The following is a 15,781-nucleotide window of genomic DNA, read 5'->3' on the forward strand; positions in this document are numbered from 1 at the left end:
TCCTATCTAAAATCTTTTATTGACTTTTTAAGTTCTGTTTTTGTTCTTTTTGCAGAAAGTCAAATAGCTTCCCTGTCATTTTTTAATAAGTATTTATTTGTAATCAATACTGTTTTAAGATCTTTGTCATACATTTTTGAAATTTGTTCAAATAACTTATTAAACATAACATTATTTTTATAAGCGATTGTAAATATTGGCAGGAATATTGCAACACTATATAAAGTTGCATATGTAATCTCTTGTAAATATTCTGAATTAACCATTTCTGCTTGTGCAATATTTTTAATTAATTGTCTTGAAAGTCTCATTGGGTTAAATGAAACTGATTCTTTTGCAACATAAGTTTTAATAATTCTTTTATTAACAGTTGCGAATGTTTTTGCATGTTTATTTAAGAATTGGTATAGAAGTTCAATTGAGAATCTTGTGTTTAATTCTGCGCCAGCATATTGACTAGCTGCATCCACTAATAATTCTGTTTTATATATTTTATTAAGTGCGAATGGCATTGTCTTAGCAATAACGATTGGTTTCTTTTCAATCTCAACCATTGTTGGTGCTTTAATTCTTAAATCAGAATTTCATCTTGTAACACCTCTAAATGTTGCTGGGAATTCAAGAATGTCTGGTGAACCAATTTTTTTCAGTGAAGTTATGATTTCATCAACACCTTCAAATCTTTTAATTTCATCTGATGTTGAAATGAAAAGTGTGTATTCTCCTGATGCCATTTTAATTCCATCTAAATTAGACTTTGTTCTTCCTTGACGTTTTGTATTGTATGCAATCTTCATTTTATTTTTAAACTTTTTAGATCATTTTTGTAATTTTTCCATTTGCCCAAAAACATTAGTGTCCACTACAACAATAAGTTCAAAATTCTTATTTTTTTGTGTGTACATTCTTTCGAAGAATGGGTCTATTTCTTCTGGTCTTCTATAAATAGTTGTGATAATTGATAGTATTAAAAAACAACCCTATAGGGTTGGTTCTTTTTTCTAATTACATCATTAATTTACCAGGTGTTCTTGGGAAAGCAATTGCATCTCTAATGTTCTCTACACCAGTTACATACATAACTAATCTTTCAAACCCAAGTCCAAATCCAGCTGACATTCCTTGACCAAATCTTCTTAAGTCTAAGTATCATTGTAGATCTTCTTGGTCGATACCCATTTCATTAATACGAGTAACTAATTTGTCGTAATCACATTCTCTTTGAGACCCACCAATTAACTCACCAATTCCAGGTACTAGTAAGTCGAATGCAGCAACAGTTTTTCCATCTTCGTTTTGGAACATGTAAAATGCTTTTATATCTTTTGGATAGTTAGTAACTGCAACAGGTCCTTTTACAAATTCTTCTGCGATGTATTTTTCGTGTTCTGTAGCTAAATCAATTCCAAAGTGAATATCTTTTTCATCAAATCTATCAGAAACTTTTTGAAGTTCCTTAATTACATCTGCATAATCCATAACTGTTAGTTTTTGTCCGATGTATGATTGTAGTTTTTCATTCAATCCTGGAGCAACAAACTTTTCTAGGAAAGTAAATTCTTCCTCATGTTTTTCAATTGTTTTTGTAATAACTGTTTTTAACATTTCATCAGCAATTCTAATTATTTCTTGCAAGTCAGCAAAGGCAACTTCTGGTTCTACCATTCAAAATTCTGCAGCGTGTCTTTGTGTGTGTGAATTTTCAGCACGGAATGTTGGTGCGAATGTATAAACTCCACCAAATCCATTTGCGTAAGCTTCTGCGTGTAGTTGTCCTGTAACTCCAAGTGTGGCTTTTTTTCCGAAGAATAAATCTTTTGATTCATCATCAACAACGAATGCTTCTCCAGCTCCTTCTCCATCATTTCCAGTGATAATTGGTGAAGGTGCTAATAAATAACCTTTATCAGCAAAATGAGCATGTATTTCTTGTGCAAGTGTTGATCTAACTCTCATTGTGGCACGGAATAAGTTTGTTCTATGTCTTAAGTGTGGAATTTCTCTTAAAACTTCTCTTGAAATACCATTTTTTTGTAATGGGAAATCTTCATCAGTGTTCTTAAGAATCTCGAAGTTTTCAGCTACTAATTCAGCAACTTGTTTGCCTTCTGGTGTATGTAATAATGTACCTTTAATGATTACAGAAGCACCCATCCTTGCTTTATCTACAAGTTCTAAATCCAGTTCCATTTCTGCTTTTGCAACTACCTGCAGGTTAGCAAATGTTGAACCATCATTTACAGCGATAAATCTTATTTTCTTGTTCCCTCTATTAGCTGTAATTCATCCTTTAATTTCTTGTTTTGTTTCATGTAATGAAGCAATATCTTTTAATAATTTTTTTATAGTCATGACTAAATTATATAGCAACTAAATAATGTTGCCATCCTTTCTTTTTTTAATTTTATGAATTTAAAAACACACCCTTTTTAGAATGTGTTCTTTATTAATTAAAGTTCCACATTCAATAATAAATTGACGTAGAACAAATGATCTACGTTTTAACAATTATTATTATTTAATGCGAAAGTGTTTTTCTTCATAACTGAATAATTATACTATCAAAAATAAAAAATAAGACATTGAGTCTTATAGTTTATCTTGGATTTGGCTATAAATTGTTGAAACAGAAGTTCCTTCAATTGTAGCTTGAATTATTTTTGATAAGAATGTATCTAATGAAACAACTTTTAATTTATCAGATTTAATGTCATATACACTTGCGATTGAATCGGTAATTAATACGTGTTCAATTGCATCTGATTCTTCGAAGTGTTTGAAACCTTTTGAGAAAATACCGTGTGTTGCAGCGATAAGAATCTTTTTAGCACCTTGACGTTTAAGTTCTTCGGCAGCTTTAATGATTGTTCCACCTGTATCGATCATGTCATCGATAATAACACAGTTTTTACCTTTAACATCTCCTAGTATTCCTGAAATAACTGATTGGTTAGGTCCTGTTCTACGTTTATCAACAATAGCAACTTGAACTGTATCAGCAACTAGTTCAGCTAGAACTCTAGCTCTAACAGCTCCACCATGGTCTGGTGAAACAACTGAGAATTTTCCTGTTTTCTTAATTTCTGGAGCGAATACAAATTGTCCTTTTAAGTCATCAAGAGGAATATCAAAGAACCCTTGGATTGATGGGTTGTGTAGGTCAACTGCGATAATTTTTGTAGCTCCTGCTGTTTGTAGTAAATCAGCGAATAATTTAGCACCAATTGGTTGTCTACCTTTTGCTTTTCTATCTTGTCTTGAGTATCCGTAGTAAGTGTTAACAACAGTAATGTGTCTTGCTGAAGCTCTTTTTAGAGAATCTATGAATAAAAGTAATTCCATAATATTGTCATTTACTGGTGTTGATGTTGATGCAATGATGAATACATCTTTATTTCTAAATGTGTCTTTTGATTGAACTAATACTTCTCCATCTGAGAATTTTGTTTTTTCTATTTGTGATAATTCAATACCAAGTATTGATGATATTTTACCACCAAGAACTTCTGAGTTCTCCATGGCAAATATTCTTGTTTCATTGTTATTTTTCATTTTGTTCCTTTGTAACTTGTCTGGCTCTACCAAAAGCCATTTGTTTTGTTTCTACATTCTTTGTGATTGTTGAACCAGCTGCAATTACAGCTTCGTCCCCTATTTTTATAGGAGCAACAAATACTGCATTTACACCGATTTTTACATTTTTACCAATGATAGTTTCGTATTTGTTACCGTCATGTCAAGAGTTCGCAGTCACAATACCAGAACCAATTTGTGTACCCTCTCCAATTGTGGCATCAGATACAAATGCTCTATGATATGCTGAAGCCCCTTCATGGAATGTTGAGTTTGAAATTTCTGAGTGTGGACCAATTACGTTTTTTCCAAGAAGAATAACATTGTTTCTTAGTAATGTGTATTGTCCAATGTTAGAACCTTCTCCAACAACTGATTCTTTTACAATTACTCCTTGATATAGTCTTGCACCTTTTTGTATTGTAGATTTTGCATCAATACTTACAAGAGGTTCAATAAAGCAACCCTCTTCAATTTTTGCACCTTCTTCAATAAAGGTATTTTCTATATCTGTAAATGTTACTCCTGGGTAAACCGAAGCGTCTCTTATTCATTTTTTAATCATAAAATTATTATACATAATTTGGTCTATTTTGTATTTAAAAAACACCCCAAAGGTGTTTATTTAGTGAACTTTAAAAAAGCTTCTTCAAATTGTTTGTTTGTTAGTTCTTGAGGTCTCACAGATTCTTTTAAACCCATTTCTAAGATTAATTCTTTTGCTGCTTCTGGACCCATAATTAATTTTCAATTATTAAATAGCGTTTTACGTCTTTGAGTAAATGATTTTTTAACAAATTCTAAAAAGGCTTTATTGTCTAAATCCTGAGTTTTATTAAATGTTAAAGACACTATCGCTGAATTAACTCTCGGTGCAGGAGAAAATGAAGATGGTTTAACTACAAATTCTTTTTTCACTGTTGCATAGTAATTTGTTGAGATTGTTAATTTACCATATTGTTTTGAACCAACAGGAGCACTCAATCTATCAGCAACTTCATCTTGAATCATGATAACTGCTTTATCGAACTTTTCAACATTCTCAAATAATCTAAAAAGTATGTCCGAAGTAATATAGTAAGGAAGGTTTGCCACAAGAGTTTTTTTACCTTCTCATTCTAAAGGTTGCTTTAAGAAATCTCCATCTATTAATTCAAAATTTTCATCCTTTATTTCTCCATTTAAGACCGTAATCATATCTTTATCAATTTCATAAGCTGTTAGTTTTTTAGCTTCAGGAAGCAAGAACACAGTTAATGAACCCATACCTGGTCCAACTTCAACGACGTCTTTACCTTTGATATCAGCAACTTCAATGATGTGTTCAAGAACATTTTGATCAATTAAAAAGTTTTGTCCAAATCTTTTTTTAGCGTGGACTTGTAATTCATATTTAGTTTGTAATTCTTTAATTTTGTTTAGTGTTAACATATTGTTTTAATTATAAAGAAAAAACCATTAATATGGTTTAAACATTGAATACCTTTTTAACATTTTGTTCAATCGCTTCAACAACATCTTCTAATCTTTCTTCTCTTAGTTCTGCAATGTGTTTAATTGTATCAATTACATAGGCAGGTTGATTCTTTTTACCTCTATGTGGAATTGGTGCTAAGTAAGGAGAATCAGTTTCTGAAAGCAATCTATCTAAAGGAACCTTTTTAGCTGCTTCTTTAAAGTCTTTAGCATTTTTAAATGTCACAATCCCTGAGAAAGAAATGTAACATCCTAAATCAAGGTAATCTTGAAGTGATTCTTCACCATAAGCATATGAATGCATAATTATTTTAAGATCCTTGTATTTTTCTTTTCCAATAACTTTTAATGTTTCTTCATTTGCATCACGAGAATGAATTACTACAGGAACACCTTTTTCCATAGCTAATTCCATTTGAGCTTCTAAAGATTCTAGTTGTGTTTCTTTAGAAGGATTGTCTTCTCAGTGGAAGTCTAATCCTATTTCTCCAATTGCTATAACTTCTTTTGTAAAGTGTTTCCTTACAAATTCCGCATCCGCTGCTCCTGTTGAATCATTAGGATGAATCCCAATTATAGGATGTATATTTTCATATTGTTTTGCTAGTTCTAATGTTTCTGGTATTGTTTTTTCTTCACAACCAACAACAAACATTTTATTAACGCCATTATCAAAGGCGTTTTGTAATATTTCTTGGTAGTCTTCAAATTCTGATGGCACTACGTGCATATGTGTATCTATATATTTCATAATCAAATTATAAAGAAAATAATAAAAAACACCCAAGGTGTTTATTTTCCAAGACAAAAGTTCTTAAACATTGAATCCAATAAGTCTTCTTGATCGGCTTTACCAAGTATATTTGCTAAATCATCTCAAGCTTTTTGAATATCAATAATAACAGTGTCCGGTCCAAGTTGCATTTCTAATCCATTTATTGCATCTTGAATAGAGATTAATGCTGCTTTAATCAATGAAAGTTGTCTAGTGTTATAAACTATTCTTTCATCGTTTAAATCAATATCTTTAAATTTATCTTCAATTGCATTAAATAATTCAGTAACTTTATTCTCTTTAGCAGAAATTGAAATACCCTCACGTTTTGCTAAATCATTTTTATTTCACACTTTTAAGTATGGTCTTCCTTTTGAAGCAGCTTCTATTTCTTCATCATCCTTTGTTTCTCCAATTTTTGAATCAATAAGATGGATGACTAAATCAGCATTCGAAATCTCAGTAATAGATTTTTCAATACCCATTTTTTCTACTTTATCTTCAGTATTGTGAATACCTGCTGTATCTTTCAATTTCAATAGAACTTGTCCAATTTGAAGTGTTCCTTCAACAATATCTCTTGTTGTACCTGGTATATCGGTAACGATAGCTTTTTCTTCTTGTAATAGTGCATTTAACAATGAAGACTTACCTGCATTAGGTTTACCAACAATAGCAACGGAAACACCTTCGTAAATAGCTCTTGAACTATTTGAAACGTTTACTACATTTGTTATTTCCTTTTCAATTTCTTTTAAGGCAGGTAATAAATTTTCTGTTGTTAATTGTTCAACATCATCATATTCAGGATAATCAATATTAACTTCACATGTTGCGATGATATTAAGCATTTTCTTTTTAAGACCTTCTATTAGTTTTGAAGTTCTCCCATCGAATTTTTTAACAGATAGTTTAGTTTGTGCTTCAGATTTAGCGTGGATCAAATCATTTATCGCCTCAGCTTTAACAAGGTCCATCTTACCATTCATAAATGAACGTCTTGAAAACTCTCCATTTTCAGCTATTCTTGCTCCATTAGCAAGGATTAAACCTAATATTTTATTTGTATTAACTACACCACCATGAGCATTGATTTCAACCGTATCTTCTCCAACAAAAGTATTTGGACCTTTGAATCATGCAACTAAAACTTCATCAACAACTTCTTTTTGATCCATTATCTTACCAAAAGTTAATGTTTTATCCTTTCCTACTTTACCTGTGAAAATTTTAGAAACGATTTCAAAAGCCTCAGGACCTGAAACCCTGATAATTGATATAGCCTGGTTTACATTACCAGATGATATTGCTGTTATTGTGTCATACATAATATAGTTATTATAAACTAAGAGTAATATAAAACCTTAAAAACTTAAAAGTCAGTAAAAAATAGCAAGAAAAATATTTATTTATTTAGCAAATGCTTTAATATTATGTATAGGGAGGTGGTTATGGAAAACAGAACATTAGGCGTTTGAGTTACCGCTATAATCAACATTTTTATTTCTATCTTTATTCTTGCCGGGATTTTCCTTATGGCATGAAATCTATATCACTTTTTAACAAAAATTTTAGGGTTAGCTTATGCAAAGGAAATTAGTGAATATGTAAATGGTTTCACTCATTATTTTAAAAATAAAAAGAGTGTAGGTCCACAAGACATTGAAAATTTACAAAAGTTAGTTAATGCTTTAAATGCAAATCTTGGCGATCACAAAATTACACTATCACACAGTCTATCACCACAGGAAAATTTCCAACACGTGAATGATGCGATTCAGGATTTAATTAAAAACGAAGAAACACAACACACATTCTTTAAAGCGATAATTCAATTAGTTAAAGATAAGAATGAAGTCCTAAATGGAATTCAACCAATAAATGATAAGCATGTTGAATTTGCCAAAAGTTTATTCGAATTCTCAGATTATGTTTCATTTAAGAAAATTGCTGCATTAGCACTCAAAGATACTGTAGATAAAAAAGGAATTGTTAATTTACTAGTTGAAGGTATGTTCAAATGATTTACACAAACAAGTGGTTGATTCTTTATCGGATTATTAATGTTTGCTGTTGGTTGACTATCAGCAACAGTTGCTTCAATAACTACAAAAATCGTAAGGAAAAAGAGAGACTTGAAGGGTGGAGGTTGACTTATTTTCTGAGCATGATTCATGCCTCTATTTGGTTTTATATTCTATCCAATAATTTCTTTTTCATATATATTACGAAAGAAAGCTTAAAAAATATTATAATAAAAGGGCAACACATATGCCCGAGTGATGGAATGGTAGACATGAGAGATTCAAACCCTCTTGCTTTACAGCGTGCTGGTTCAAGTCCAGTCTCGGGTACCATATCAACAATAGTTGCCCATTAAAAAATGACCCAAGGTCATTTTTTCTTTTTAATGATCTAATCCATCAGCACCTTTTGAATTATGATCGTATGTAAATTCCATAATATCATTGTCATTTAAATAAGTGCTTGAAACACCCATTGATGCAAACTTATGATTAAAGTAAAGCATCATGAAATAATCTTGGTAATTTCATTGTCTGTTGGTACCGTGTAATCAATGAGTACTTTCTGCTTGATTTTTTGTCTTCTTGAATTTAAATGTGTTCATAAAACGCCCAAATTGTTCATGTTCGAAATATCTGAATTTAAACCTTTTTGATGCATCCATTAAATCCGTTAATTTTTTATGATCATTAGCGATATCAATGATTTCAGTATAGAAATGGTGATTCGCTATTACAACAAGAGCTATTTGTTTTCCAGGCTTTTTAACCATAGTTTCATGAATTAAGTTGTAATCCGTTTGTTGTAGAATCCCCTCACCTTTACCTTTAAATGGAACTCCCTTTATATCTGTTTTATCAGTTCTATTGCCATCTAAGTTATAAATTGATTTTGTGGGTTTAATAACCTGTTTAGGCTTGGGAGTTATTTTGGGTTTAAGGGTTTGTTTTGGTTTAGTAACTATCTTAGGTTTGGTTGTTACCTTTGGCTTTGAGATTGTCTTTGGTTTGATGACTGTCTTTGGTTCTGCGATTGTCTTTGGTTCTGTGGTTGTCTTTGGTTTAACTTTTTTGACACTATTGTTATTTTTACTATCGCTTGAATTATCGTGTTTGTTTTCTTTTGAACAAGAGACTGCTATCGTTGTAGGAATCACCATCACTGCGGCTATTAAAGCCAAATTTATTGTTATTTTATTTTTCATTATTTGAAGAAAACTTCTTTCCTTGCAACAATGTCATATCTTCATGGATAAGCATGTCTATTTTCATACCTTGCTCAAGTATTTTGAGAACCTAAAGCAAATGGACCGTATGTAACATCTTTTTTATGATCAACAGTTCCAAATTTTCATAATGCCGCAACCATAGCAACATCACCAGAATTATGGAAAGTAACTTTAAATAATCTTTTGCTTATTCTTTCATAAGTTCAAAATCCACTTTTATTAAACTTAGGGAAAAACTTTCTTCTTTTTGCAAAATCGATTTTAGATGCTTTAGGTGCTTTAGCATTGTTGGCAATAATTGTTGAATCTTCTTCGTAAACACCTTCATCATTAGTTTTTGCTTTGTATCCATAATATTTTGCGATCTTTTCAAAAGTTTCTTTACGCATTCATTTACTTGCTTTGTATAAAGCTTGTTGAATTTTAAATGCAGGCGTACCATGAAATGAATAGCTAACTAATGAATTATCATCCGTATCAATTCATGCAGGCATATACCCTTCATCTGTGTTTTTTGAATCATTAGGAATCATAGTAAGTTTAGGAACTTCACCATCTATTTTTTTCTGCATCATATTTAATCCCAATATTTCTTTATTTCATTCAACTACTTTTGGGTGGTATTTAGCAACTACTCCAGTATCATAAAATCAAAGGTTTTTAAGGAAATCAGCAGGTTTAATACCATCCGAGTCATCTTCATTATATTTGACAACGAATGAATCACCATCACCAAATTGCATTGTTTGTTGTTGTGTTCCTGCTCAACCAGTATGTTTACCGAGTTCCATAATATTTTTAGAGCTATCTAATGGTGTTCATTTAACATCCTTACCAATATGACCTTTTCCAAGTCTACCGTTGTAAAATTCTCTAGTTAGGTATAACCCCTCTGCTTTTTCGGTTGTTTCTTCTTTAAAGGAAACCTCTAAACTAAAATGGTTTAGCCTTTTATCCTGTTGAAGAAATTTTTTAACCTCTTTTATAGAATTTATTTTTTTACCTTGTTCATTAATTAATTCACTAAGTTTTTCCATTCCTTCAAGAGGACCGTTTGTTAATAATGTTTTTTTGTAGTACGGATCTGATAATTCTTTCTTCATTTTTGCGATTCATTCATAAGTAATTACATAGTTGTAGTATTTTTGGAATTCTTTGAATTCATTAGCTTTGATTGTGATTGTTTTTCCTTCATCATCAATCAACACATCTTTTCCCTCGTTGATAATCTTTTGATTTTTTTCTTCTCTCTCTTTTAAGAATTCATCACTTTTAAATTTATCTATTTTAAATCCTTTATCTTGAGTATGCAACAATAAGTCAACACTTGTTCCATATCAAATGTGTGTCATCATAAAATAATTAAACGTCTTATCATTTTCAACATTCATATTATTTGTAGCTGTTTTTCAACTTTGCATAAACATTTGGTAATTCACCAATTGTGTTACAGGAACCTTTGTTAAGTTTGTTTTTTGTTTTGGTTGTTTCTTCAATGTTGGTTTTGATTGTTTCTTTGCTGTTGGTTTTGATTGTTTCTTTGGTGTTGGAGTAACTTTTTCTGGTTCTTCTTTTCCTCCGATTTGGTGATCACCTTTGTTATTAATTTGTTTATTTTTTTTCGGGTGTGCAACTCCCTTTTCATTCGTTTTACCACATGAAATAATTGTTGCTATGGGTGTTGCTAAAGCAGCCACCGTTACGAGACTCATTCCTATTTTCTTTTTAATCATTCTTTTCTCCTTTTTTGTATTAAAAACGCACAACTTATTATTAAGTTGTTGCGTCAAAAAAGAGAGGTAACAACTTCATCCTTAGTAAAGTATTTTATTTTATTATTAAATAAGTTTTCCGGCTTCACGGTTGCTAGGACAGCTGACTTAGTCATTCCTTGTACATTTAATAGGTTATATGTAATTGTGCATTTAAATTATATAACTCTGCATTTTTTTAGAGTGGTATGTTTTTATAATATTGAGCTTATTATCAAAATAAAAAAATGGCGAACCATTTTAAAATTATATTTTCGATAATATTTCATATCCATCTTTTGTTACAAGGATATCATCTTCAATTCTATAACCACCAAGACCTTCAATATAAATACCTGGTTCAACTGTTATTACATTTCCAACTTCAAGGGGATCTTTATTATATTTAGATGCATCAGGGAACTCGTGCATATCAATTCCTAGTCCATGACCGGTTCCATGACCGAATTTATCTCCATATCCTTTTTCAGTAATGTAATCCCTTGCAATTGCATCAATTGTTGCTCCTGATACACCTGGTTTAACAGCCGCAATGGCTAATTGTTGAGCTTTCCTTACGATATTTGCAATCTCTTTCATTTTGGGATCTACTTCTTTACTAACTGGTATTGTTCTTGTTATATCACACATATAACCTTTAAAAGTAACCCCAAAATCAACTACAACATATTCACCTTCGATAAGTTTTTTATCTCCGGGTACCGAGTGTGCTTTCGCTCCATTTGGCCCCGAACCCACAATTGTTTCGAACCCCATTTTGTCAGCACCATTAAATTTACAACGTGCTTCTAGAAGATTGGCAATTTCTTTTTCAGTTATACCCGGCTTAATTTCATCCATAATTTCTTCCAATGACGTTAAAGCTATTTGAGAAGCTTTTCTTATTCTTGAAATCTCATCTTTATTTTTGACATTCCTTCAAGTTTGGCTTTGCAAGGGAATTAGTTGAGCATTTGGAAATAATTCTTGAAGTTCAATGAATTCTGAATACGGAATATAATCAGCTTCAAACCCAATTCTTTTATATTCATTCCCACTAACAACTTCTTTAATTGGTGTCTTGTTTGTTAGGAATACATCCACATTTTTTGCACTTTCTTTGGCAGTTATGATATATCTTGAATCCACAAACAATCTTGCATCTTTATTATCAATTATGAGAGTTCCATCTGATGAATGAACGTTTGCATATCAAAATCTATTTTGATGTGATCAAACATAAATTGCATCCAATTTCTCTTCTTTCATAATATCTTTTATCACTTCTATTTTTTTATCTTTTATCATACAAGAATTATAATTCTAGAATGGGTAAAGAATATTTTTTCCATTAGGGGGAAAATAAGTTTTTAAACCCTTCACATGAAATAATTAATGTGTATATATTAAGGAGAGTAAATTATGAATAAAGATAAAACTTGAAAAATTTTAAAAGACTACATGGAAACTGACGGGCTTTCAAGATTCGAAGAAAAAGTAGCTAAAAAACTGAGAAATTCAATAGATGAGAAAGCATTTGAAATAACAAGAGATAGAATGGGTTCAATGTTAATTAGGAAAGGGGAAGAAAACGGACCTAAAATAGTTTTTGCTGCACATATGGATGAAGTTGGTTACCTTGTTCAAGACATACAAAAGAATGGGCAGATCAGACTTTCAATGGTTGGTGGAATATGAGGTCACTCAATAGTAGGTTCTGAAGGTAAGATAGTGTCTTCTGGAGGCAAGGAATTCAAAGGTATTTTTGGACATACTTCAACACACTTAAATACAGATGAAAAAGAAAAGAAAGTAATGGAACTAAAAGAAATGTATATCGATTGTGGTTTCACTTCTAAAAAGCAAGCTGAAAAAGCGGGTATAGAGATAGGTGATCCAATTTACCTTGTAGCTAACTCATTTAGAATGGGGGAAGACAAGGAATTTGCAAACGGTAAAGCAATGGATAACAGAGCAGGATTAACAGCTTTAACCATGGCAATAAAAGAACTTGAAAAAGAAAACATAAAGTCAAATGCTTATTTTGTAGGTACAGTTCAAGAGGAAGTTGGAACAAGGGGTGCAAAAACATCAATTTCAATAATTAAGCCTTCGGTTGCTTTTGCAGTAGATACTTGTCCTTCACACGATACCTATGGAGCACAAGAAGGGACACCTGAATTAGGTAAAGGTGTTGCTATTCTTATCAAGGACGGAAGAACTATGATGGATCCTAAATTAGTTAAATATGTAATGAATATTGCTAAAAAGAATGATATCAAGTGTTATAAATATGTCGCTCAAGGTGGTGGAACCGATGCGGGTGAACTTCAATATGGTGAAGGTGGAGTTGCGACCATAACACTTTCAATACCTCAAAGATATTTACACTCCCCAAATGGAATGAGTCACTTAGATGACATTATTGCTACATCTAAATTGATAGTTGCAATCGCAAAAGATTTCGACTCTGAAACGCTAGATAAGATAAGTTACAAATAAATAATAAAAATACTAGAATTACTAGTATTTTTTATATTAATTTTTTAGAGATATTTTGAATCTCGTTAAATCTTTTTAATAAATCATTTTTGTCTTTAGATTTTGCGTTTATATAAACCTTAATAATTGGTTCTGTACCCGAAGGTCTTACAGCAATTCACGATTCATCTTCGAACATTATTTTTATCATATTCCCTTTAACTTCTTCAGCTTCTTTGTTGTTGAAATCAACAATTTCTTTAACACCTTTTATTTTTCTTGCTTTTTTCATAAGTTCACTAATTGAGAAGGTTATTTCTGGTTTGATTTTTATAGGGTTCATCTTCATTTTTGTGAAGTAATGTTCTTTTTGTATTTCTTCATAAACATCCAATAATGTTTTACCTTGTTTTTTATAAAAATCAGCTATTTTTGCTATTAGAACAATTGATTGAATTGCATCTTTATCTCTACCTATTTTAGATGTATATAAACTTCCATACGACTCTTCAAATCCAAACAAGAATTTATTACCTTCAGCCTCTATCTTATTTGCAAAATTACCAATTCACTTAAAACCAGTTGCGAGTTCAATGACGTTTATATTGTGTTTCCTTGCAATAGCTTTTGGTAGATCGGTTGATACAAATGAATACAACATATATCACTCTTTTTTAAGTTTTACTTCTTTTATTCTTTTTGCTAAAAAATCAAAGACAATTGTTCCAGTTTCATTTCCATCCAGCAAAATATATTCACCATCTTTAAGTACTCCCACACCCACTCTATCAGCATCAGGATCTGTAACCATTATTAAATCTGTTTTGTTTTGTTGACCTACTTTTTTCACACCTTCAAATGCAAGTGCGTGCTCTGGATTACAAGACTTTGTATTTTCAAAAGAAATTGATTTAAAATTTTGGGTTTTATCTTCATAGAATTCATAACCAAGTGTTTTTAGTAATTTAGGAACTATTTTATATCCTGTTCCGTGTAATGGTGAGTATGCAATTTTAATTGTTGGTTTCGCTTGCGGTCCAACTGTTTTTAAAATCCTTTTTAAATAACTATTAATTATTTTCTGAGGAACCTTTTCTAATTCTTTAATTTCAATGGGATTTTCATGTTCGTACTCCCATGTATGTGACTCACTTTGAACCTTATCTGCAAAAGTTGGCAATATTTGACATCCTGTTGAATCGTATGCTTTGTAACCATTATATTCTTTGGGATTATGCGAAGCTGTGATCATAACTCCAAAATCACACTTCATTTTTCTAATTGCGTACGACACAAGTGGTGTAGGACTTATATCTTCGAATATAAATGTTTTTATACCAAAAAATTCAAATACACTTCCTGCAACTTCGGCGAATTCTAATGACATATTTCTATTGTCGTAACCGATAACACATTTCTTATCTTCATTTCCTTTTTCAAGAATAACTTTTGCCAATGCAAAAGAAACTTTTTGTACGGTGGTTTTATTCATGTTCATGTTACCTGAACCGATTATCCCTCTAACTCCCGCTGTTCCAAATTTTAACTCCATATTTACCCCTTTATTATCATTCAAATTAATTATGTTCCTAAGGAAAAAGATTTGCATATTTTTTTCAAGTTGGAAAATTCAGGAATATAATTATTCTATGGAAACAAATTTAAGTGTAATATCAATGAACAATACATACAACTTATCCGACTTAGATAAAAAGATATTAGAGTACCTAAACTCGATCAATTCACAAAACAAATTATTCGTCTATAAAATCAATGACATGGCAGCAGAAATAGGGGTAACACCTTCCAAAATAACTAAAACTTTAAAGAAGTGTGGATTCAATGGTTTGAAAGATTTTAGGAAAACAGTGTCGATGGTTAATGGTGAAAGTGTATCTAAAAATAAGCTGGTTCAATATTTAGAAAAAACCCTAATTGTTTCAATGATCAAAACTGTTAATGATATTGATGGTTTTGACATAAGATTTTTTAATAAATCTATAAATGAAGCGGAACAAGTTTATATTTTTGGTGGTGGAGCAAATATTTATCTTGCAGAAGATTTTGCTGATAAATTAAATAAAATAGGTGTTCGAGCGGCAGCAATAGACATAGCTAAGTCAAAGGCAAACAACATTTTTGATAATTCATTGATAATTGCATTGTCAATATCTGGTCAGAATTACAAAATGCACAACAGAATAGAGTATTTAATGGGTAAAAATAAAAATACCAAGTTAATATCTATTTCACTCGCTAGTGAGTCTAATATAAGCAAATTCGCTGCAAAAGAATTCTCTATTAAGTTTATTGATACACTCTTCCTAAATGAACGTGAGTTACCTAGACATTCAAGAATATTAATGCTTACACTTCTTGATGTTCTTTTCCTAGAATACTACCGTACTAACAAAGAAAAATTCGATAAATTAATTGAACAAAACAAAGACATAATAAAAAAATAAGCACAGA

General features: G+C 31.0%; 14 protein-coding genes and 1 tRNA gene. 4 read left to right on the top strand and 11 right to left on the bottom strand.

The features are described from left to right. Positions 1-2 precede the first annotated feature (2 nt). The 7 genes from C4B25_RS01200 to mnmE all read right to left on the bottom strand — a co-directional run bounded on the left by C4B25_RS01200 (position 3) and on the right by mnmE (position 7,152). The gene (locus C4B25_RS01200; protein WP_210725161.1) at positions 3-971 is read right to left on the bottom strand and encodes a glycosyltransferase; all 969 of its coding nucleotides are present in this window, start codon (positions 969-971) and stop codon (positions 3-5) included. A gap of 34 nt (positions 972-1,005) precedes the next feature. After that, positions 1,006-2,352 carry an asparagine--tRNA ligase gene (asnS, locus tag C4B25_RS01205; protein ID WP_131613248.1) on the bottom strand — a complete coding sequence of 449 codons (1,347 nt, stop codon included), beginning with the start codon at positions 2,350-2,352 and terminating at the stop codon, positions 1,006-1,008. Between the two features lie 237 nt (positions 2,353-2,589). Further along, the gene (locus tag C4B25_RS01210; protein ID WP_131613249.1) at positions 2,590-3,552 is read right to left on the bottom strand and encodes a ribose-phosphate pyrophosphokinase; all 963 of its coding nucleotides are present in this window, start codon (positions 3,550-3,552) and stop codon (positions 2,590-2,592) included. Further along, on the bottom strand, positions 3,542-4,138 hold the full coding sequence (locus C4B25_RS01215; RefSeq protein WP_168380661.1) for a DapH/DapD/GlmU-related protein: 597 nt from the start codon (positions 4,136-4,138) through the stop codon (positions 3,542-3,544). Before C4B25_RS01215 ends, C4B25_RS01210 begins: the two co-directional genes overlap by 11 nt. A gap of 56 nt (positions 4,139-4,194) precedes the next feature. Next, positions 4,195-5,004 (bottom strand): 16S rRNA (adenine(1518)-N(6)/adenine(1519)-N(6))-dimethyltransferase RsmA, encoded by an 810-nt coding sequence (gene rsmA / locus C4B25_RS01220; RefSeq protein WP_131613251.1) that lies wholly within the window; start codon positions 5,002-5,004, stop codon positions 4,195-4,197. Between the two features lie 37 nt (positions 5,005-5,041). Next, on the bottom strand, positions 5,042-5,800 hold the full coding sequence (locus C4B25_RS01225; RefSeq protein WP_131613252.1) for a TatD family hydrolase: 759 nt from the start codon (positions 5,798-5,800) through the stop codon (positions 5,042-5,044). Positions 5,801-5,841: 41 nt separating this feature from the next. Continuing rightward, on the bottom strand, positions 5,842-7,152 hold the full coding sequence (gene mnmE, locus C4B25_RS01230; RefSeq protein WP_131613253.1) for a tRNA uridine-5-carboxymethylaminomethyl(34) synthesis GTPase MnmE: 1,311 nt from the start codon (positions 7,150-7,152) through the stop codon (positions 5,842-5,844). 123 nt (positions 7,153-7,275) lie between these two features. Between mnmE and C4B25_RS01235 the strand changes: the two genes are divergently transcribed. Both C4B25_RS01235 and C4B25_RS01240 read left to right on the top strand, forming a co-directional pair. Next, entirely contained in the window at positions 7,276-8,067 is a 792-nt protein-coding gene (locus tag C4B25_RS01235; RefSeq protein WP_131613254.1) for a hypothetical protein, read from the top strand. A gap of 30 nt (positions 8,068-8,097) precedes the next feature. Beyond that, a tRNA-Leu gene (locus C4B25_RS01240) sits at positions 8,098-8,181 on the top strand. 50 nt (positions 8,182-8,231) lie between these two features. Here C4B25_RS01240 and C4B25_RS01245 read toward each other — a convergent pair. The 3 genes from C4B25_RS01245 to C4B25_RS01255 form a co-directional block, all read right to left on the bottom strand. Next, positions 8,232-9,053, bottom strand: coding sequence for a hypothetical protein (locus C4B25_RS01245; protein ID WP_131613255.1), 822 nt, complete (start codon positions 9,051-9,053; stop codon positions 8,232-8,234). After that, the gene (locus C4B25_RS01250) at positions 9,053-10,810 is read right to left on the bottom strand and encodes a hypothetical protein (RefSeq protein ID WP_131613256.1); all 1,758 of its coding nucleotides are present in this window, start codon (positions 10,808-10,810) and stop codon (positions 9,053-9,055) included. The genes C4B25_RS01245 and C4B25_RS01250 overlap by 1 nt, the downstream gene beginning before the upstream one ends. Positions 10,811-11,095: 285 nt before the next feature. Continuing rightward, on the bottom strand, positions 11,096-12,136 hold the full coding sequence (locus C4B25_RS01255; protein ID WP_131613257.1) for a M24 family metallopeptidase: 1,041 nt from the start codon (positions 12,134-12,136) through the stop codon (positions 11,096-11,098). Positions 12,137-12,250: 114 nt separating this feature from the next. On the opposite strand from C4B25_RS01255, the gene C4B25_RS01260 reads away from it, so the two are divergent. After that, positions 12,251-13,330, top strand: coding sequence for a M42 family metallopeptidase (locus tag C4B25_RS01260; RefSeq protein WP_131613258.1), 1,080 nt, complete (start codon positions 12,251-12,253; stop codon positions 13,328-13,330). Between the two features lie 31 nt (positions 13,331-13,361). Here the strand turns inward: C4B25_RS01260 and C4B25_RS01265 are convergent, their stop codons facing one another. Further along, a complete protein-coding gene (locus C4B25_RS01265; protein ID WP_168380662.1) occupies positions 13,362-14,861 on the bottom strand; it encodes a phospho-sugar mutase in 1,500 nt (499 codons plus the stop codon). Positions 14,862-14,958: 97 nt separating this feature from the next. On the opposite strand from C4B25_RS01265, the gene C4B25_RS01270 reads away from it, so the two are divergent. Beyond that, entirely contained in the window at positions 14,959-15,774 is an 816-nt protein-coding gene (locus C4B25_RS01270; RefSeq protein WP_168380663.1) for a MurR/RpiR family transcriptional regulator, read from the top strand. Positions 15,775-15,781 lie beyond the last annotated feature (7 nt).

It is taken from the genome of Mycoplasma todarodis (genome assembly GCF_004335995.1).
GTDB classification, from domain to species: domain Bacteria; phylum Bacillota_I; class Bacilli_A; order Mycoplasmatales; family Metamycoplasmataceae; genus Mycoplasma_K; species Mycoplasma_K todarodis.